Source organism: Vreelandella sp. 162(4c) (assembly GCF_058152265.1).
In genome coordinates, this window is the sequence record NZ_CM176981.1 from 3,514,077 (window position 1) to 3,533,175 (window position 19,099).

Genomic DNA, 19,099 nt, shown 5'->3' on the forward strand with positions numbered 1-19,099 from the left:
CTCAGGCCAGGAACTGGCTGCTCTCGACCAGTTCGGCGATGCCAATGCTCTCCACCGTGACATAGAGGCCGTCCCGGGCGATGACCACGTCATTGTCCATCTGATTGGCGCTGCCGAGCAGATCTTCCTGATCCGCGAACAACTCACCCATGAACACCAACCAGTCCTGATCCCCCGCATGCTGGTTGAAGTCCTTGATCACGGCACTGCCTTGATACCCCTCGTCGAACATGAACAGGTCGTCGCCCACTCCTCCATAGAGTACATCGTTGCCGCCACGCACAATCAAGGTATCGTCGCCCTCACCACCATAGAGTTGATCATCGCCCAGGCCGCCTACCAGCGTGTCATCTCCCTCGCCGCCATGTAGCAAACTACCGCTCTCCAGCGCCGTTAGGGTGTCGTTTCCTACACCGCCGAAGGCCACTGTTCCAGTGAGTTCGTCGTCGCCAGCGCTGCCTTCTACATGCTCGCCATACTCCAGGTCTTGGCTGAATAGGCCGAATGGGTCGAAGCGTTCGTCCTCGAGTCCGCGCTCGCCGACACTGTAGCGCTGCTGGGTCAATGAAATGTCGAGTAGCGACAGGCCCTCGAACTCCACGTAACTGACATTGTCCACTTGCTTCAATCCAAGATCCTGCTTGGAATTGAGGAACAGCGTGCCGTCCGAGAGTTGATAGGCATCCCAATCCGCCCCATTGCCTTTGAGGCGCAGAGTGTTGATCCCTGAGCCGCCATCGACGCGATCGGCACCGCTGGATAGCCGAATCAAGTCATCTCCCCCACCAGTGTAGATGTAGTCGCTATTCTCACCGCTGCGAACCTTGTCAGCATGTTCGGTGCCAATTAGAAACGCGGGTTGGCCGAAATGGTTCGAGCTCGAGGTCTGTTTGTCCTCTACCCAGACCGACGAGCGTGATAGAGAGGAAAGACTGGAAACAACCACCACGCTGTCACGGTCGGTGTATTCATAGAAGGGCGAATCAGCGATACGCTGAATGGCATCCGTGAATATGCCATCGATATGGGCATACCAGCTCACCGGAACGTTCAGCAGCGAGAAAGCCGGTAAGGGCCACAATGGTGAACCATACATATCGTTGAACAGTACGATATTGTCCGCGTTCGACTCGTAAGAGGTGTTGGGGTGGGTCAGCAGTGGCCCTTCTTGTTCCTGCAGCGCCTCAAGGAAGGTATCTGCGTCTCCTGCCACACGATGCACCGCATCATTCTCGTAGCCGTAGTTGTACACCACTTCGGGGTCGTCATAGATCAGTGGCGACTCGTGACCGATATAGTTGGCCTCAGCGAAGAAGCCGTTGGCCAACTCCTCGCGAAAGCGCGCCATAATGTTCACCATCCCGCCCCCCAGGCTGTAGCCGGTGATCAGTGTGTCCTCAGCCTCCAGGCCGTTGGTCTGACTGTAATTCTTGAGCGCAACGAGCAGCGGCTCAAGGTTGGGTGCGATGGTGCCAGCATTGAGTTGCAGGTAGTCGACAATATCCACCGGCGAGTTGGTGCCGGTGAAGGTCAGCGATACCCGGGTCAGCTGTCCCTGTTCATCGAACTCACCCAACAGCTTGGCCTGGGGGCCAGTCGGTAGGGTGCCGGTAATCGGGCTCTCGATGATGTAGTGGCCGGCCCCATCGACGGCGCTCGCGGGTAGGCCAAGCTCGGTCGGTGTCAGTTCCCGCCATCCCCCGGGCAGTTCGGTATCTATCTCATTGGGGTAGGCACCATCGGGGAACAGGTCTGTGAATCCTTGTACTATTTCCCGAGTCTGCGGAATGCCAAGGGCGCCCGACAGGCTGGCGTAGGTGGCGAGCTTGTGGGATGTCAGCAGCAATTCGATGGATGCTTCACTGGTATAGTTTTTGTAGTCGAGCATTGCCATTAAGATACCTCCGTATCTCGTGCTATATGGTTGTTATTGTTGATCCATGATGCTGAAGTCACTGCATCTACGAGTGTGCCAAGGGCAACTCGAGGTATGAAATGACTGATTAAAACACTCGTATCATTCGAGTGTTTTAATAGCACAAGATATCCCCGCAGGAGGCAATGCGACATTAGTGGCGAGACCTTGGTCGAATGAGACAGGCCGCCTTACTGGGTAAGTTGTGGAGGGGGGGGTAAAACAGGGAGTGCAAGGCGCCCCCATCCTTCGTTGTTGGCTTGCCGTCTTGAATAAAGCGGGTTTACCTAATCCCCGCCCGTAAAAACGACTGCACAAACTTGCGCTGGAACAGCAGGAAGGCGACCAGCAGCGGGGCGATACTGAGCAGTGTTGCGGCGCTGACCGTGGCCCAGTTAACGCCGGTTTCCGGGGCGGAGAAAACCCCAAGGCCGACCGTTAACGGGCGGCTCTCTACCGAGTTGGTGACCACTAACGGCCAGATAAAGTTGTTCCAGTGGTGGCTAATCGAGACCAGCCCGTAAGCAAGGTAGGTGGGCTTGGCGAGCGGTACGTAGACCTTCCACAAAATTTCCAGCCAGTTGCAGCCTTCGATGCGGGCGGCGTCTTCCAACTCACGGGGGATGGTTTTAAAGGTTTGGCGGAGCAGAAAAATACCCAAGGCGCTGGCCACGTAAGGTAAGCCAATCCCGGTGATGGTGTTAATCAGCCCCAGCTCGCTGGCGATGCGGTAGTTCTCGACAATCAGCACTTCGGGGAACACAAAGAGCTGAATCAGCACCAGCATAAATAAAACATTCTTGCCGGGAATCGGAAAGCGCGCAAAGGCAAACGCCGCCAGGGTACAGACTACAAATTGACCGATCACCACCCCTGTCACCAGCGCAAAGGTGTTCAAGTAGTAGCGGGCAAAGGGCGCTTGAGACCAGGCGTTAGTGAAGTTCTCCAGCGTCAGCGGGGCGAAGAGCTCAAAGTTCACCATAAACTCGCTGGGGTGAAAGGCAGCCCAAAAAGCATACAGCAGCGGAAAAATCCAAATAATCGCCAGTAGCCACGCGGCCACTGTTTCCAGTGCTGGAATTGAGACGAAACGGGAGCGGGGCGCATAGGTAGTGGTCGTATTCATTGATAGTGCGTCCTGCGATCTAAAATCGTGAACTTAAGCGTGGCCACTACCGCAAGCACCAGCAGAATAACCACCGTAATGGTGGCTGCCGTGGTGCGGTCAAAGAACGAGAACGCATTCTCGTAAACGTAGTAGAGCAGCAGGTTGGTGGCGTTATTGGGCCCGCCCTTGGTCAAGATAAACAGGTGATCCACGACCCGCACCGAGTTAATCAGCGCATTGATGAGCACAAACAGCGTGGTGGGCATGAGTAGCGGAAAGGTGACACGCCAAAAGAAGCTCCAGCGGCTAGTGCCTTCTAAGTCAGCTGCCTCTTTTAACTCGGGTGGCATGCTCTGTAGTGCCGCCAAGTAGAAGATCATAAAAAAACCGGCTTCTTTCCACACCGACATCACGATCACCGAGCTTAACGCAACGCTTGGATCGCCCAGCCAGTTCACCCCGGAAAAGCCCAACATGCCGAGCAGTTTATTGAATAGGCCAATCTGCGGCGCGTAGAAAAACATCCAGATATTGGCCGCGGCAATCATGGGTAGAATGGTCGGAGTGAAATACGCCATGCGCACAAAGCCGCGCCCGCGAAGCTTGCCATTGACGAACAATGCCATGCCTAGCGCCAGTGCGATGGAAGTAGGAATCGTACCGACTGCGTAGATTAAGTTGTTACGAGCTACTTTCCAAAACGTCGGATCATCGAACAACACCTGATAATTTTCAAGGCCTACGAATTCAGTGGGTGCACCGCGAAAGCCGGGTAAAAACAAGCTGTTAATGACCGTTGTTACGGTCGGTAAATAAGCAAAAGTCGTCAGCAGTAGCGCAGCGGGAAGCAGTAGAAGCGCGCCATAGAGCTGCATTTTGCGGTGGTTGGTGAATGACATAAAGACGTACCGCACGTTGGAAAAGCCGGGGCATGCCCCGGCGACAGTGAAATGCCTAGATTAGCGGGCGTAGCGGCGCAACACGCTGTCGGCCTCTTGCTGCGCCTGACTAAGCGCTTCTTGCGGCGTCATTTGACCGGTTAATGCCGCCTGCACGGCGTTATCCAAGGCGCGGCGAATGCGGCCACCCTGGTAGGTGGAAAGCTCTGCCGTGCCGTGTTCAAGCTGGTCGCGGGCGACTGCGGCGGGTGGGAACTCTTCCACATAGCCTTGTAACGCATCGGTTTCGTAGGCGGCGGGGCTAACGCCCATATAGCCAGTCTCAATCGACCAGGCAGCGGCGCGCTCGGGAGCGGTCATCCAGCGAATGAAGGTCATCGCCGCGCGCTGTTCTTCTTCAGTGGCGTCTTCAAAAATGTAGAAATTGCCGCCGCCGGTGGGGCTGCCGCGCTGGGTTTTCATCGGCAGCATGGCGACGCCAAAATCGAAATTGGCTTCGCTGCGTACGGCGGTCAGGTTGCCCGTGGTGTGCCACATCATTGCCGTGGACTCTTCAAGGAAGTTCTGGCGCAGGGTGCCCCACTCGATGGTGCCGTCGGGCATGGCATTGTGCTCGCTGGCCAGTGATACCCAGTACTCCAGCGCTTCAACCGCTGCGGGGTCGTCGAAGTAGACCTCGGTGCCATCTTCGCTCATTAGCCGGTGGCCGTTCTGAAAGGCAAAGGCTTGGAACATCCAGTAGGGGTAGCCAGTCGACGGCACCATCACGCCCCACTGCTCGCCGTTGGAGGCTTCGCGAACGGTCGCGGCCATCTCGGCCATCTCTTCCCAGTTTTCCGGGGGTGTTTCGGGGTCTAGGCCAGCGGCTTCAAAGGCGTCTTTGTTCCAAAACAGTACGATGGTGGAGCGCTGGAAGGGGATGCCGTAGGTTTTGCCATCCAGTTGGCCATTTTCCATCAGCCCTGGATAGAAGCCATCGAGCCATTCGCGCTCTTCATCGGTTTCGACCAGGTCGTCAAAGGCGACGATGGCGTTCTGCTCAATCAGCTCGTACAGGTCGATGGAGAACATGACCGATAGTTGGGGCGTATCATCCGCTTCCATCGCCGACATGGCGCGCACGCGGGTGTCGTCGTAGTTGCCGGCGTAGATCGCTTCCACGTTGATATCGGGGTATTCGCTTTCAAACTCTTCCACCAGATTATCAACGACGTCGGTGAGTGCACCACCCACCGCGACCGGGTAATACATGGTCAGATCGACGCTATCCGCGTTTACCTGGGCGGCGCTTAACAAGCCCGCTGCCAGGGCGGTCATTGTAAAAGGGGTACGCAAACGCATAGGAGACTCCGCAAGTGTCAATACTGCTGTCAGTGTTGGAAAGAGCCCACCGCCGGTGGACGAGGAACGCTTCGAGATGAGCTGGGTAAGGGGGGCGGCGTCAGGTCATCACGCCGCAGGCCTTCGGCATCGAAAAGGTGTGTATTCTTTGAAGCCCAATAGAGGCTGCATGGCTGGCCTGTCAGTGCCTGCTTGCCGCTAAGCCGCACGCGAAGGGTGTGCGATCCCACCGCGACATAAGCAATGGTGTCCGCTCCCAGATACTCTTCACTTAATACGTTAGCGGGTACGCCGGAAGCGGGTGCGGTTCGTAGTTCGATATCTTCCGGGCGGATGCCCAAGTGTCCACCAATGGCATCCAAGGGGGCTACGGGGGTACTTGGTTCGCCTTCGATAACGGCGCCATTCTCACCGGCCACTAGGGGCAGCAGGTTCATGGCGGGGCTGCCAATAAAGCTAGCGGCAAAAGCGCTAGCGGGGCGGTTGTAAAGCTCGTCCGGGGTGCCGTCCTGCACGATTTTGCCGTGCTGCATCAGAATCACACGATCGCCCATGCTCATGGCTTCCACCTGGTCGTGGGTAACGTAGATAACCGTCATATTCAGGCGGTTCTGTAATGCTTTGATTTCCCGGCGCATGTCGCTGCGCAGCCGGGCGTCCAGGTTGGATAGCGGTTCATCCATCAGGCAGATCGGGTGTTCGGAAATAACCGAGCGCGCCAAAGCAACCCGCTGGCGTTGGCCGCCGGAAAGCTGGGCAGGTTTGCGGTTCAGATAATCGGTTAAATCAACCAGTTCGGCCACTTTGGCTAGCCGCTCGCGCTGCTCGGCTTTGGGTACCTTGCGGCTGCGCAGGCCAAACACGATATTGTCAGCCACACTCAAATGCGGAAACAGCGCGTAGGACTGAAACACCATGCTCAGCCCACGGTCGCCGGGTGGCAGGCGTGTGACGTCGCGCTCGCCGATATGAATCCGCCCGTTGCTGGCCTCTTCCAGGCCCGCGATCATGCGTAGCGTGGTGGATTTACCGCAGCCTGAAGGGCCGAGCAGAATGACAAATTGCCCAGGCGTGACATCGAAGGAGATTGCATCGACGGCAGTGGTCGCGTCCCAACGTTTAGTGACGCGTTCCAGGCGAATACGCGATTGGTTTGACATAGCACACACATCACCGGCTGTTGGTTGTTATTGGTTCAGCTTGTGTTGAAGGTGTTGCCGTTTCATGACACTTACATGGATGGTTTATGACAGCCGCTGTGTCAAGCAGAAAATCACTTGGCGACTTTAATGCCATAGCGCTGCAGCCGACGCACCACGCTGGATTGACTAATGCCCAGCCGCTTGGCAATGGCATAGGTGCTTGGGAGCGTGTTGCACAGCTCTTCAAGCGTTTCACGCTCCAGCCGCGCTAGGTACTGTTTGAGGGTTTCCTGGGGCTCGAGTGCTACTGCCGACGCTGCTGGCGAGGCGCTCGGCAAACTGGCTGGGTGCTGCTCGGCGTGAGGAAGCGCAGTAGGTACTTCGATTTGATCGGTGGGGCTGGAAAGCCAGGCTCTCTCTAGCCAGTTCTCCAGCTCGCGGACGTTACCCGGCCATTCGCCACCCATCAGCGTCGACCAAACGCGGGTATCAAGGATTTTTTGCCGCCCATAACGCTGGTTGAGCCGGTTTAAACACGCTTCAACCAGGTCGGGGATATCCTCCCGGCGGTCACGCAGCGGCGGCAGGGTGACCGGGATCACATTGAGGCGGTAGTAAAGATCCAGACGGAAAAGTCCGGCCTCTACTTGCTTGCCCAAATCCTGGTTGGTCGCCACGACCAAGCGAAAATTGACCTTGCGTGATCGGGTGTCACCCAGCCGGGTCAAGCTGCCGTCCTGAATCACCTTGAGCAGTTTGGTTTGCATCAACAGCGGCAGCTCGCCGATTTCATCCAAAAATAGCGTACCGCCCTCGGCCTGCTCTAACAGCCCGGCTTTGCCCTGGCGAGCGGCACCGCTGAAAGCGCCGGGCTGGTAGCCAAACATCTCGGATTCAAACAGATTCTCTGGAATCGCCGCACAGTTAACGTCAATAAAGGGGCCGTCACAGCGCTGGCTCCAGCGGTGTAGCTGCTTGGCAAAGGCGGTTTTACCCACACCTGATTCACCCAGCATCAGCACATTGGCATCCGAAGGGGCGACCCGCTTAAGCAGTAGCGCAATTTCACGCATCACGCTGCTACGTACCTGCAAATTGTCCAGGGCGTCATCCAACGCCTGCTCTTCCGCGTCTGGCGCTGCCTGACTGCGCTTTAAGTGTTCGCTAAAGCGTTTTTGTAGCAGCGCATACTCGTCCTGCAATAGCTGCAAGTCGGTTAAGTCCCGCGAGCGGCTGATAATGCGCTCCAGCTTGCCGTCGACGAATACAGGGTAGGCTTCGGCAATCACCCGGCGACCTGTTCCGGTGACCTGCATAAGCTGCGCAGGCCGGCGGGTGCGCATCACTTCCATGGTGATAGAGGGCTTGAGCACCCCGGCCGCTTGCAGTTGCTGCACACTACTGGAGAGCAGCTCTTCTCGGGATACTCCGTAGACCGCTTCGGCCCCTGGGCTAATGTCAACTACTTGCCCATCGCCACTGACGATAAAGAAGTGGTCGTTTGCGGTCTCCACAATGGTTCGCAGCACGCGTTTATCTATTTCACTCATCGCAGCCGACTCCTCTGAGTGATTCATTTATGAATCTTTAATTCATAAATGAATTAAAAAAGCCTCTGGTTGATTCATTTTTGCATTGTTTGGTCGCTAATCCCACCACTTTATAGGCATCTACGACTTGGCATGGTCTGTGCAATGTCTTTAGAAGGTTAGTAAAAAGAGCTAGGCCAATACCTACACCGTGCTCACCGCCAAAAATATAAGGAGATGTGTATGTCGGAGTTTAATCAGCCCCTGGGTGGAAACACCATGCCGCGCTTTGCAGGCCCTGCCACCATGATGCGCTTGCCTACTCAAGAGACAGCCGAGGGATTAGACGCTGCGTTCATTGGCATTCCCATGGATATCGGCACTTCAAACCGCCCCGGGACGCGGCTTGGGCCACGCCAGATTCGCGATGAGTCGCGCATGCTGCGCCCCTACAATATGGCGACCCGCGCCGCGCCCTTTGAAAGCCTGCAGGTGGCGGACATTGGTGATGTACCCATCAATACCTTCCACCTGCCTAAAAGCGTCGACATCATCACCGCCTTTTACGATGACGTGCTGAAACATGATTGCATTCCGCTGACCCTGGGCGGTGAACATACGCTCACGCTGCCTATCCTTCGCGCCATGGCCAAAAAGCACGGCCCGGTGGGATTGATTCATATCGATGCTCATGCCGATGTAAACGAGCACATGTTCGGTGAGCCAATTGCCCACGGCACGCCGTTTCGTCGTGCCCAGGAGGAGGGCTTATTGGCCCATGGCAAGGTAGTGCAAATCGGCCTGCGCGGTACCGGCTATGCCGCTGAAGATTTTGACTGGTGCCGCGACCAGGGCTTTCGAGTCGTTCCCGCCGAAGAGTGCTGGTATCGCTCGCTAGCGCCCTTGATGGCCGAGGTGCGTGAGCAGATGGGTGATATCCCGGTTTACATCAGTTTCGACATTGACGGCCTGGATCCTTCTGTTGCCCCCGGAACCGGCACGGTGGAGATGGGTGGACTGACCTCTAGCCAAGGATTGGAGCTGGTTCGCGGTGCCGCTGGGCTGAATATTGTCGGCGGCGACCTGGTGGAAGTGTCACCACCTTATGACCCCAGCGGCAACACCGCGCTGATGGGCGCCACGCTGCTGTATGAAATGCTTTGCGTACTGCCGGGCGTTAAACACAGCGAGTGACGCCGACCAAATAGCTAACAAAGAAATAGCGACTAAATAAAAAAGTACTGACCTAGCTACGCCGCCAGCCACCTCCAATAATCACTTCCAATGGGTGACCCCTATGTCGTATAGCAACGTTAAATCGGAACAGCCGACCTCGTCGGCACCGATACCCCGCGCGCACTTACTGAAATTTATCATTCCATCGCTAATTGGGGTGCTGCTGTTTCTCGTCCCTTTTCAAGTGGGCGATACCATCAATATCGGCATGGGGCTCATGGCCGATAGTCTGCAGGCTTTGCTGGGCTCGGCGCTGCCGGCCATTGCTGTCGTTGTGCTCTGCCTGTCGGTGGTAGCGACGATTTACGCCAAGCTAGCTAACCCTTCCTGGGCCAAAAAGGGCATGCTGCACGAAATGTTTCATGTCGGGCCAGTGTGGTTGGTGATGCGCGTTTTAGGCGCGCTGTTTGCTGTGATGACCTATTTTCAGTTCGGGCCTGAGTTCGTGACCGCTTCCTTTACCGGTGGCGTGATGCTCAATGACCTGGCGCCGGTACTGCTCACCTTCTTTTTCTTTGCCGCGCTGCTGCTGCCGTTTCTGGTCGAGTTTGGCTTTATGGAGTTCATCGGCAGCCTGGTACGTAAACCGTTTCGGATAATTTTTAACTTGCCGGGACGCAGCGCCATTGATGCCACCGCTTCATGGATGGGCTCGGGCACTGTCGGTGTGCTGATCACCACGCAGCAGTACGAGCAGGGATTCTATAACCGCCGGGAAGCCTCGGTGATTGCCACCAATTTTTCCGTGGTGTCGATTGCGTTTGCGCTGCTCGTCACCAGTTTTGTCGATATCAACCACCTGTTCGTGCAATTCTACTTTACGGTGGTGGTTTCGGGGTTAATCGCTGCGGTCATTGTGCCGCGCTTGCCGCCCCTGTCGCGCAAATCCAATGACTACTACGAGCCTGTAGGCTGCCAACTGAATGAGGAGCGGACGGAGAAAGTGGGTCTGTTTCGTTACAGCTTGATTCAGGCCACCAATCGCGCCGCCGGTGCTCCCGGCCCCCGTGAGCTGGCACGTTTGGCGCTCCTCAACGTGATGGATATTTTCCTCGGCTTACTTCCTCTGGTGTTTGCCATTGGTACGGTGGCGCTGATTCTGGCGGAATTTACCCCGCTGTTTACCTGGCTTTCCTACCCCATGGTACCGGTGCTTGAGCTGCTGCGGATTCCTGAAGCAGAAGCGGCGGCGCCTGCCACGCTGGTGGGTTTTGCTGATATGTTCCTGCCCGCGGTGTTGGCGACCAATATCGAAAGCGAACTCACCCGCTTTGTGATTGCATGCCTGTCGCTCACCCAGTTGATCTACATGTCGGAAATCGGCGCGCTGCTGCTCAAGTCGAAAATTCCCATCAAGCTCTGGGAGCTGGTCGCCATCTTCCTGCTGCGTACCGCCATTACGCTGCCGATTATTGCCTTCATGGCCCACACGTTTTTCTTCTAAGGGGCCTGCAATGAACGCTGATGCAACGAGCAATCAATCGACTATGACCTGTGCCGAACTGCTGATCCGGCTGCTGCGCGATACTTACGGGGTACGTGCCCTGTTCGGCATCCCGGGCGTGCATACGGTGGAGCTTTACCGCGGCCTGGAAGGCAGCGATGTGAGGCACGTTACGCCACGCCATGAGCAGGGCGCCGGGTTTATGGCCGACGGCTATGCCCGCGCCAGCGGCCAACCGGGGGTGTGCCTGATTATTACCGGGCCAGGGATGACCAATATCGCCACCGCCATGGGCCAGGCCCTGGCGGACTCGATCCCTATGTTGGTGATCTCCAGCGTTAACCGCCGCGACACCTTAGGGTTAGGCCAAGGGCGACTGCACGAGCTGCCCAGCCAGCAGCAGATGATCAGCGGCGTGGCGCGGTTCAGCCACACCCTGTTGGACGCCAATACGCTACCCGAAGTGCTGGCCCGCGCCTTTGCCGTGTTCAACGGCGCGCGACCGGGCCCAGTGCACATCGAAATCCCCATCGATCTGTTCAATGCACCGGTGAAAACGCCGGCGAGTTGGCAGGCGCCTAGGCTCTATCGGGCCGCGCCTGATCCAGAAGGGCTTGCCGAAGCCGCCCGTTTGTTACATGCGGCGAAACAGCCCCTGGTGCTATTAGGCGGTGGCTGCGTTTCAGCCCCAGAAGCAGCGCGAGCATTAGTAGAAAATCTTGATGCCCCCACGGTAACGACCATTAACGCCAAAGGGTTGCTAGGACGTGACCATCCGCTGGATTTGGGCGCTAATGCCGCGTTGCCCGCAGTTCGTGAACTAGCCGTCAATGCCGATGTGATTCTGGCGGTGGGCACCGAGCTTGGCGAGACCGACTACGATGTGGTGTTTGATGGCGGCTTTCATCTCAACGGCACGCTGATTCGTATTGACCTCGACCCAGAGCAGTTGGTGCGCAATCAGCGCGTAACGCTGGGGCTAGTCGGCGATGCTGGGCGTAGCCTTGAACTTCTTCTTGGGTACTTCCCCGAGCCGCTATACCGCCACGGCAAGGCGCGAACCGCGGCCGTATTGAGCGCGCTGAGCCTTCACAACGACCCGGCCTTTAGCGACTTTGTGCCGTTGTATGCAACGCTTGCCGAGCATCTACCCGAGGCCATTCTGGTAGGCGATTCCACCGCGCCGGTGTATGCCGGTAACCACTTGGTCAGCCAACCGGCCCCCAGGCGTTACTTCAATGCCTCTACCGGCTACGGCACCCTGGGCTATGGGCTACCGGCGGCGCTGGGCGCACAGTTGGCGCGAGCGGATCTGCCGGTGGTGGCACTGGTGGGCGATGGCGGGGTGATGTTTACACTCTCGGAAATGGCAACGGCCGTAGAGGAGCGCCTGCCCGTGGTGATTGTGCTCTGGCATAACGCTGGTTACGAAGAGATTCGTCGCTATATGGATGCCAACGGTGTGGCGCGCCTGGGCGTGGATATTCAGGCGCCCAATTTCCTCACCCTGGCCGAGGGCTTTGGTTGTCCCGGCGTACTGGTAGAAAGCCCCGCGGAACTTGCCAAGGCGCTCGCCAACCGGGAAACCAGCGGGCCTCTACTGATCGAAATTGACGCCGCTGCCTGGCAGAAAAACCTGATGCCACCAGGAGATAACAATGAAGAATAATCATGTGCTCGGCCAGGACACCCTGTCAGCCGACGACGTTGAACACAGCCTTGGACTGCCGGGAACCTTTGCGCTGTGGCTCGGCGCCAACGTGGTAGTGACCACTATTCTAACCGGCATGTTTTTAGTCCCCGACCTGACCTTTCAGCATGCGATGCTGCTGATATTAATCGGTTCGGCGATCGGCATCATCCCGCTGGTATTGATCGGGGTAATGGGCCAGCAAACCGGCATGACCACCATGGTGCTGGCGCGGGGCACCTTCGGCAGACAAGGCGCTAATTTTCCCGCCTGGGTGAATCTATTGGCGCTGATTGCCTGGAGCTGGATCCAGGCGCTGCTCGCCGGCATGAGTCTGGACTACGCCGTAGAAAGCCTGACCGGTTACTCCAATGTGGCGCTCTTTACGGTTATCTGTGAATCCCTGGTGGTGCTGATTGCCCTGCGTGGTCACCTGGGGATCGAGAAAGTCGAGAAAATAGCGGCCTTGCTGATGCTGGGGCTCTCGGCGGTGGTGCTGTTCGCGCTTAATCGCCATTACGATCTGCCGAGCATCACCCAGCTGGAACCCGAAGGCGTGTTGGGCGGCGGCGTGGTGTTCGATATTGTCGTGGCAACCGCTTTTTCCTGGATTCCGTTAGCTGCGGACTACAACCGCCACTGCCGCTCGCTAAAAGCCGCGGTGGTGGGCACCTGGGGCGGCTACGTGGTGGCAACGCTGGTAGCGATGGGCCTGGGTGCCACGGTGTCAGCGCTGTCGATCAGCGTGGGCATGGAGCCCACCTACGACCCGACGACCCTGCTCAGCGGCTTCGGTTTCGGCCTGCCCGCCGCCCTAGTGATTTTCTTCTCGGTGCTGACCACTAACGTGATGTGCGTCTACAGCGCGACGCTTTCGTTCATGAGCGTGCGTCCCAAGGTGTCGTTCTGGAAACCGGCGTTGATCATTGGCGTGGTGTCGGTCATTGGTGCGCTGATCCCCGGCATTCTCGACCAGTTCCAGACCTTTCTGTTGATTATCGGCAGTGTCTTTATTCCGGCCTTTTCCCTGATGATCGTGGATTACTACCTGCTGGGTCGCCAGCGCTATACCTCGGCACAGCTGATCCAGGCTGAACATAGCCTTCCCGCCTTCAACTGGCTGGCGCTGGGCAGCTACGCGGTCGGGGCGTTGCTGGCTTACTACTGGAACTGGGTCGCGCCGCTTGATTTTGGCGCGTCGCTGCCGGTTTTCGTGATCACCGGCGCGCTCTATTTCGTGGTCAGCAAGGTCGCGGTCGCCAGGCGGGTGCCCGCATGAGCCTTGAGCGCATCACTGCACAGCAGTGGTACCGTACCGTCCCCAAGGCGGACGGTATCACTCTGATCGACGAACCGTGGATCAAGCCGTTTTATCGCTGCAATATCTGGCATGTCCAGGGCAGCAAGCGTGGCATGGTCGTGGACTTTGGTCTGGGCGCGGTGCCGCTACGCCAGCACGTGGCGCAGCTTGCCGAGCGTGACCTGCTGGCGGTGGCCAGCCACACGCACTTTGACCATATCGGCGCCGCCCACGAGTTTGGCTGTTGCCATGTGCATGCCGCCGAGGCGGACATCCTGGCCTCACCCGACAATACGCGTACCCTGGCCGACCAGTTTCTCAGCGATGACATGTTTGAGGCGCTCCCTGCCAAGCCTTATTCGCACAGCCGCTACCGCATCACGGCACCGCAGCAGGTGTGCCCGCTGGCGGATGGCGAAATACTGGACTTGGGGAACCGTCAGTGGGAGGTGATCCATACGCCGGGCCACTCCCCCGGCGGCATCGCCCTGTGGGAGGCGGCCACCCAGACGCTGATCTCGGGCGATCTGATTTACGATGGCCCGCTCATTGAAGACCTCTGGCACAGCGATCTTACCGACTACGCTGCCAGCATGCGGCGGCTGCGCAAGCTGCCCGTCCGCACCGTCCACGGCGGCCATTTCCCCAGCTTTAGCGGCCAGCATCTCACAACGCTCATCGATGATTGGCTTCGCCAACACGACTTCTAAAGGAGCCTCGACAATGCCCATGACCTCCCAGACCGATTACCCTTCGGTTGTTGACCACCAATTCATCAACAATCAATGGGTGCCCTCGGCGGGCACCCGCCTGCTCGACGTAATGAATCCTTTCCGCGAAGAGCGGATTGCCCAGGTTACGGCAGGTGACGCCGCGGATGTCGACGCCGCCGTCAAAGCCGCAAAGCTGGCGCAGCCCGCCTGGCAGGCGCTGGGCGGAACCGCACGGGCTAAATACCTTGAGGGGTTTGCCGATGCACTGGCAACGCGCCGAGACTCGATTATCACGCTTTCAGCGACCAACAACGGCAAGCCGCTTGCAGAAGCGGAGATCGATCTAGACGATGCCATTGCCTGCTATCGCTACTACGCCGGGCAGGCCAAGGCACTGGATGCCCGCCAGGGCGAGTTGGTTAGTGTGGAAATGGAGGGCGTTGAGGCGCGCATTTATCACGACCCCGTGGGCGTCGTGGGGCTGATCGCGCCGTGGAATTTCCCGCTGGTGACCAGCGCCTGGAAGCTGGCGCCCGCCTTGGCGGCCGGTTGTGCCGCGGTGCTTAAACCGTCCGAAATTACGCCGCTCCCCGAGCGGGTGCTGGCAGAAATAGCCCTAGAGATTGGCCTACCTGCTGGGGTGCTCAACCTTCTAAACGGCGACGGTGAGGGCATCGGTGCACCGCTGACCCATCATGCCGACGTGGACAAAATTTCTTTTACCGGCAGTAACCGCGTCGGTGAAGCGGTGATGCAAGCGGCAAGCGCCCGTACCGCCAGCGTCTCCCTGGAGTTGGGCGGAAAGTCTCCGATCCTGGTGATGGAAGATGCCGACCCCGAACAGGCCGCCGACTGGGTAATGGCGGGTATCTACTTCAACGCCGGGCAAATCTGCTCCGCAACTTCGCGTTTATTGGTGCACGAAAACGTGGCCGAAGCCCTTTATGCCGCGCTTGCCGAACGTATGGATGCGCTGACGCTGGGCGACCCCCTCGACGAAGGCACCGACTTAGGGCCCTTGACCAGCACCAGGCAGCGCGACGCCGTGCAGCGCTATCTGGATCTGGCTGAACAGGAAGGGTTGACGGTCGTGCGCGACGGCCAACACCGCACGCTGCCCGCTCAAGGCTACTTCCTGGCGCCCACGCTTTACCGGGATGTACCGCTAGAGAGCCGCCTGTGGCAGGAAGAAATTTTTGGCCCGGTGCTCTGCGGACATAGCGTGGCAAGCGAAGCTGAGGCGGTTCAGCTTGCCAACGACAGCGTCTTTGGTCTGGCAGCCACGGTGATTAGCGGCGACCCCGGGCGGGCAAAGCGCATTGGCCGCCAGCTTAAAGCCGGTAGCATCTGGTACAACAGCGAGCAGCTAGTACTACCTGAAACCGCCTGGGGCGGCTTCAAGCGCAGCGGTATTGGGCGTGAACTAGGCCCTTGGGGGCTAAGTGCTTATCTGGAAGTGAAGCATGTGATTGGGCCTGCCTAACGCTTAGGCGTGAGCTTTAGGCATGAACTTATGGCATCGCATAACGCCGAGTCGATTTCCCGGCTTTTACCACCTGCCCCGGCACATCATGGCCGATAAGGTCGGGAAGGGTGGCGGCGACTTCAAGCAGTGCATCCAGATCAACACCGGTATCGACGCCCATGGCTTCAAACATATGCACCAGGTCTTCGGTGCATACATTACCGCTAGCGCCGGGGGCGAAGGGGCAGCCGCCGAGCCCACCTAGTGAGGCATCAAAGCGGGTAATCCCTGCTTGCCACGCCGCTAGGGCGTTGGCCAGACCCATGCCGCGAGTGTTGTGGAAGTGCAGCGTGAACGGTGTTTCCGGCCAGCGCTCAAGCACGGCTTCGCATAGGCGTTTGACCTGGGCAGGGTTGGCCATGCCGGTGGTATCGCAGAGCGTGACGCCCTGAATGCCAAGGTCGATAAGCTTCTCAACCAGTTCCAACACCCGTGCTTCGGGTACTTCGCCCTCAAACGGGCAGCCAAAGGCGGTGGAGAGCGAGGCGTTGATAAACGCACCGCTGACTTTGCTGACCTCCAAAATCGCCGCGAATTGTTCAAGGGATTGCTCTGGCGTCATGCGCAGATTGGCCAGCCCGTGGCTGTTGCTGGCGGACATCACCAGATTGATCTCATCCACCTGGCAGGCAAGCGCTCGCTCGGTGCCTTTTACATTAGGCACCAGCACGGTGATATCGACCCCTTCACGACGCTGAATGCCGGTTACTACGTCGGCGGCATCGCGCAGGTTGGGAATCGCTTTAGGTGAAGTGAACGACGTTGCTTCGATGCGTCGTAGGCCGGTGGTGGAGAGCGCATCGATCCAGCGGATTTTCCCTTCGGTGGGCACAAAGCGTGCCTCAATCTGCAGGCCATCACGGGGGGCGACTTCGTTGATTTCGATTTTTGCAGGGCAGGGCGATGGTTGGCTCATTGGCTTATGCATAGTGCTGTCCTTAAGTACTCTTCTTAGATTATGCCCGCTTGGCGCAGTTTGGCTCGGGTTTCATGGTCAATGCCCAGCTCATCCAATACGTCGTCGGTATGCTGGCCAAGCGTGGGGCCGCCGTCGCCGATTCGCCCAGGGGTAGCGCTCAGCTTGGGCAGTACGCCGGGTACTTTTAGCGGTTTACCGTTGGGGCGAGTAAAGGTTTGAATCATCTCCCGCGCCAAATAGTGGGGATCAAAGGCGATATCTTCCGCCGTGTAGGGGTAGCCTGCGGGCACACGGGCTTCATCCAGTGCCTGTAAAATGGCATCCCGTGGGCGCTCTTCCGTCCAGGACTGAATGGCGGCATCAATCATATCGGCTTGCTGGCTGCGCCCATCGTTGTGGGCCAGTGCCGGGTCGTTGGCGAGATCATCACGACCAATCACGCCCATTAAGCGTTTGAAAATGCTGTCGCCGTTACCGGCAATCAGCACGTAATCGCCACCCTGGCAGCGGTAGGCGTTTGAGGGGGTAATGCCGGGCAGGGCGCTGCCGCTAGGTTCGCGCACCTGGCCGCTGGCATCGAACTCGGGCAGTAGGCTCTCCATCATGGCAAATACTGATTCATACAGGGCAACGTCGATCTCTTGGCCCAGGCCGCTGCGGGTGCGCTCCTGAAGAGCGAGTAGTGTACCGATGACGGCGTACAGCGCGGAAAGCGAGTCGCCGATGCTCACGCCCACGCGCACGGAAGGCTCCCCCGGCTGACCGGTAAGATAACGCAGCCCGCCCATGGCTTCGCCAATCACGCCAAAGCCGGGCTTATCGCGGTAAGGCCCCGTTTGCCCGTAGCCGGAAATATGCACCATGATCAGCCGTGGGTTGAGTTGGGAGAGTGCCTCCCAGCCTAGCCCCCAGTTGTCTAAGGTGCCTGGACGGAAGTTTTCCACCACCACATCGGCCTCGGCGGCGAGCTGGTGCACCAAGCCTTGACCTTCTTCGCTGCGCAAATCCAGCGCCACCGAGCGCTTGTTGCGGGTCTGAACGTGCCACCACAGCGAGGTGCCCTCTTCAAGCATTCGCCATTTGCGAAGTGGATCACCGGTGCCCGGCGGTTCGATTTTAATCACGTCGGCACCGAATTCGCCCAGCAGTTTGGTGGCGAAAGGCCCCGCAATCAGTTGGCCAAGCTCAAGTACTTTTAAGCCCTGTAGCGGAAGCTGGCGCGCTTCGGAAGCATTCATTAAGGCTCTCTCTTATCATTGGATTATCACTATTAGCCAGCATGCGTGAGCTAAACAAGGGCGACAATTAGGCAATGGATAACAAAGGGTTCGTGGCTGGCGAAGGTGTGGGCTACCATAGGGAGCTTGCTTTCAAGGAGTTCGTAGGATGCGCCGCTTTGATTTTGTCACCCTTAAACTGTTTATCTCCGTGGCGGATGAGGGGCGTCTGACGGCGGCGGCGGAGCGTGAACACTTAGCTCTCGCCGCGGTGAGCAAACGCATAAGTGACCTGGAAACGTTGGTCGGCACCACGCTGCTCTATCGTCGCCCCAGAGGTGTAGAACTGACTCCCGCAGGTCAGGCGTTTTTGCACCATGCCCGCCGTATTATGGATAACATTGAACGCCTGCAGGCCGAGCTCAGCGAATATGGCGAAGGCGTCCGCGGTCATGTGCGTATCCACTCCAATACTTCGGCGATCATTGCCTTCCTTCCCCAGGATCTCAGCGCCTTCTCACACCTCTACCCGGAAATCAAAATTGATCTTCAGGAGCGGGTCAGCAGCGAAATTATCGCTGCCGTTCGCGACGGACTGACCGATATCGGTATCTTTGCTGGCCATGTAGCGGCGCCCGACCTTCAACAGCTCTTCTATCGACAAGATCGACTCGTGTTAATGACCCCTATCGATCATCCTTTGGCTGGGCGTGAAAGCATCGCTTTTAATGAAGCGCTAGCTTTCGATTTTATCGGCTTGCAGCAGGATGCCTCGCTGCAGTCGCTGTTGAACGAACAGGCTAACCTGGCGGGTAAAGCGCTGCGCATGCGTATTCAGGTACGCAGCTTCGATGCCATTTGCCGCATGATCCACCATGGTATGGGTGTTGGCGTACTGCCTGAGCAAACCATCTATCGTGATCTGGGAGACTTACAGCTTAAAAGTATCCCGCTTAGCGATCCATGGGCTCAGCGCGAACTGGTGATTGGCATGCGGCGCTATGCCTCGTTGCATGTGACTGCCCGGCATTTGGTGGATCACCTTACCCAGAAAGAGGATGAGCAATAGTTCAAGAAATTCTCCTTATGGCTTCGTGGTTTGAGAAAGCAAAGCTCCAATA

At 57.9% G+C, this 19,099-nt stretch carries 15 protein-coding genes; 7 read left to right on the forward strand and 8 right to left on the reverse strand.

Translation table 11 applies throughout. The features are described 5' to 3' along the window. Window position 1: 1 nt before the first annotated feature. The 6 genes from AC4EYZ_RS16140 to AC4EYZ_RS16165 all read right to left on the reverse strand — a co-directional run bounded on the left by AC4EYZ_RS16140 (window position 2) and on the right by AC4EYZ_RS16165 (window position 7,955). Window positions 2–1,894: a calcium-binding protein gene (locus AC4EYZ_RS16140; RefSeq protein WP_490203886.1), complete on the reverse strand. Its 1,893-nt coding sequence runs from the start codon at window positions 1,892–1,894 to the stop codon at window positions 2–4. Between the two features lie 304 nt (window positions 1,895–2,198). Further along, window positions 2,199–3,041 carry a carbohydrate ABC transporter permease gene (locus tag AC4EYZ_RS16145; protein WP_490203887.1) on the reverse strand — a complete coding sequence of 281 codons (843 nt, stop codon included), beginning with the start codon at window positions 3,039–3,041 and terminating at the stop codon, window positions 2,199–2,201. Continuing rightward, complete coding sequence (locus AC4EYZ_RS16150) at window positions 3,038–3,922, reverse strand: carbohydrate ABC transporter permease (protein WP_035580701.1); 885 nt, start codon at window positions 3,920–3,922, stop codon at window positions 3,038–3,040. The genes AC4EYZ_RS16145 and AC4EYZ_RS16150 overlap by 4 nt, the downstream gene beginning before the upstream one ends. Before the next feature lie 60 nt (window positions 3,923–3,982). Then, window positions 3,983–5,263: an ABC transporter substrate-binding protein gene (locus AC4EYZ_RS16155; protein WP_474192075.1), complete on the reverse strand. Its 1,281-nt coding sequence runs from the start codon at window positions 5,261–5,263 to the stop codon at window positions 3,983–3,985. A gap of 29 nt (window positions 5,264–5,292) precedes the next feature. Continuing rightward, window positions 5,293–6,423: an ABC transporter ATP-binding protein gene (locus AC4EYZ_RS16160; RefSeq protein ID WP_474192074.1), complete on the reverse strand. Its 1,131-nt coding sequence runs from the start codon at window positions 6,421–6,423 to the stop codon at window positions 5,293–5,295. Between the two features lie 113 nt (window positions 6,424–6,536). Further along, complete coding sequence (locus tag AC4EYZ_RS16165; RefSeq protein ID WP_490203888.1) at window positions 6,537–7,955, reverse strand: sigma-54 interaction domain-containing protein; 1,419 nt, start codon at window positions 7,953–7,955, stop codon at window positions 6,537–6,539. A gap of 222 nt (window positions 7,956–8,177) precedes the next feature. On the opposite strand from AC4EYZ_RS16165, the gene speB reads away from it, so the two are divergent. The 6 genes from speB to AC4EYZ_RS16195 all read left to right on the forward strand — a co-directional run bounded on the left by speB (window position 8,178) and on the right by AC4EYZ_RS16195 (window position 15,800). After that, on the forward strand, window positions 8,178–9,128 hold the full coding sequence (gene speB / locus AC4EYZ_RS16170; RefSeq protein WP_041159311.1) for an agmatinase: 951 nt from the start codon (window positions 8,178–8,180) through the stop codon (window positions 9,126–9,128). A 103-nt stretch (window positions 9,129–9,231) separates the two neighbouring features. Beyond that, on the forward strand, window positions 9,232–10,614 hold the full coding sequence (locus tag AC4EYZ_RS16175; RefSeq protein ID WP_490203889.1) for a YjiH family protein: 1,383 nt from the start codon (window positions 9,232–9,234) through the stop codon (window positions 10,612–10,614). Between the two features lie 10 nt (window positions 10,615–10,624). Continuing rightward, on the forward strand, window positions 10,625–12,283 hold the full coding sequence (locus AC4EYZ_RS16180; protein WP_490203890.1) for a 5-guanidino-2-oxopentanoate decarboxylase: 1,659 nt from the start codon (window positions 10,625–10,627) through the stop codon (window positions 12,281–12,283). Continuing rightward, complete coding sequence (locus AC4EYZ_RS16185) at window positions 12,273–13,583, forward strand: purine-cytosine permease family protein (RefSeq protein ID WP_474193225.1); 1,311 nt, start codon at window positions 12,273–12,275, stop codon at window positions 13,581–13,583. Before AC4EYZ_RS16180 ends, AC4EYZ_RS16185 begins: the two co-directional genes overlap by 11 nt. Next, window positions 13,580–14,314, forward strand: a complete 735-nt coding sequence (locus tag AC4EYZ_RS16190; RefSeq protein ID WP_474193226.1) for an MBL fold metallo-hydrolase — start codon at window positions 13,580–13,582, stop codon at window positions 14,312–14,314. Before AC4EYZ_RS16185 ends, AC4EYZ_RS16190 begins: the two co-directional genes overlap by 4 nt. A 13-nt stretch (window positions 14,315–14,327) precedes the next feature. Then, window positions 14,328–15,800, forward strand: a complete 1,473-nt coding sequence (locus AC4EYZ_RS16195; RefSeq protein WP_490203891.1) for an aldehyde dehydrogenase family protein — start codon at window positions 14,328–14,330, stop codon at window positions 15,798–15,800. Window positions 15,801–15,828: 28 nt separating this feature from the next. Here the strand turns inward: AC4EYZ_RS16195 and AC4EYZ_RS16200 are convergent, their stop codons facing one another. Both AC4EYZ_RS16200 and AC4EYZ_RS16205 read right to left on the reverse strand, forming a co-directional pair. Then, a complete protein-coding gene (locus tag AC4EYZ_RS16200) occupies window positions 15,829–16,758 on the reverse strand; it encodes a hydroxymethylglutaryl-CoA lyase (RefSeq protein WP_490204289.1) in 930 nt (309 codons plus the stop codon). A 35-nt stretch (window positions 16,759–16,793) separates the two neighbouring features. Further along, a complete protein-coding gene (locus AC4EYZ_RS16205; RefSeq protein ID WP_474191108.1) occupies window positions 16,794–17,999 on the reverse strand; it encodes a CaiB/BaiF CoA transferase family protein in 1,206 nt (401 codons plus the stop codon). Between the two features lie 148 nt (window positions 18,000–18,147). On the opposite strand from AC4EYZ_RS16205, the gene AC4EYZ_RS16210 reads away from it, so the two are divergent. Next, window positions 18,148–19,047: a LysR family transcriptional regulator gene (locus tag AC4EYZ_RS16210; RefSeq protein WP_474191107.1), complete on the forward strand. Its 900-nt coding sequence runs from the start codon at window positions 18,148–18,150 to the stop codon at window positions 19,045–19,047. The last annotated feature ends 52 nt before the right edge of the window (window positions 19,048–19,099 follow it).

What these genes read in the sequence shown, in the direction of transcription:
- AC4EYZ_RS16140 (WP_490203886.1), bottom strand. Translation starts at nt 1,894, where the DNA reads ATGGCAATGCTCGACTACAAAAACTATACCAGTGAAGCATCCATCGAA.
- AC4EYZ_RS16145 (WP_490203887.1), bottom strand. Translation starts at nt 3,041, where the DNA reads ATGAATACGACCACTACCTATGCGCCCCGCTCCCGTTTCGTCTCAATT.
- AC4EYZ_RS16150 (WP_035580701.1), bottom strand. Translation starts at nt 3,922, where the DNA reads ATGTCATTCACCAACCACCGCAAAATGCAGCTCTATGGCGCGCTTCTA.
- AC4EYZ_RS16155 (WP_474192075.1), bottom strand. Translation starts at nt 5,263, where the DNA reads ATGCGTTTGCGTACCCCTTTTACAATGACCGCCCTGGCAGCGGGCTTG.
- AC4EYZ_RS16160 (WP_474192074.1), bottom strand. Translation starts at nt 6,423, where the DNA reads ATGTCAAACCAATCGCGTATTCGCCTGGAACGCGTCACTAAACGTTGG.
- AC4EYZ_RS16165 (WP_490203888.1), bottom strand. Translation starts at nt 7,955, where the DNA reads ATGAGTGAAATAGATAAACGCGTGCTGCGAACCATTGTGGAGACCGCA.
- speB (WP_041159311.1), top strand. Translation starts at nt 8,178, where the DNA reads ATGTCGGAGTTTAATCAGCCCCTGGGTGGAAACACCATGCCGCGCTTT.
- AC4EYZ_RS16175 (WP_490203889.1), top strand. Translation starts at nt 9,232, where the DNA reads ATGTCGTATAGCAACGTTAAATCGGAACAGCCGACCTCGTCGGCACCG.
- AC4EYZ_RS16180 (WP_490203890.1), top strand. Translation starts at nt 10,625, where the DNA reads ATGAACGCTGATGCAACGAGCAATCAATCGACTATGACCTGTGCCGAA.
- AC4EYZ_RS16185 (WP_474193225.1), top strand. Translation starts at nt 12,273, where the DNA reads ATGAAGAATAATCATGTGCTCGGCCAGGACACCCTGTCAGCCGACGAC.
- AC4EYZ_RS16190 (WP_474193226.1), top strand. Translation starts at nt 13,580, where the DNA reads ATGAGCCTTGAGCGCATCACTGCACAGCAGTGGTACCGTACCGTCCCC.
- AC4EYZ_RS16195 (WP_490203891.1), top strand. Translation starts at nt 14,328, where the DNA reads ATGCCCATGACCTCCCAGACCGATTACCCTTCGGTTGTTGACCACCAA.
- AC4EYZ_RS16200 (WP_490204289.1), bottom strand. Translation starts at nt 16,758, where the DNA reads ATGAGCCAACCATCGCCCTGCCCTGCAAAAATCGAAATCAACGAAGTC.
- AC4EYZ_RS16205 (WP_474191108.1), bottom strand. Translation starts at nt 17,999, where the DNA reads ATGAATGCTTCCGAAGCGCGCCAGCTTCCGCTACAGGGCTTAAAAGTA.
- AC4EYZ_RS16210 (WP_474191107.1), top strand. Translation starts at nt 18,148, where the DNA reads ATGCGCCGCTTTGATTTTGTCACCCTTAAACTGTTTATCTCCGTGGCG.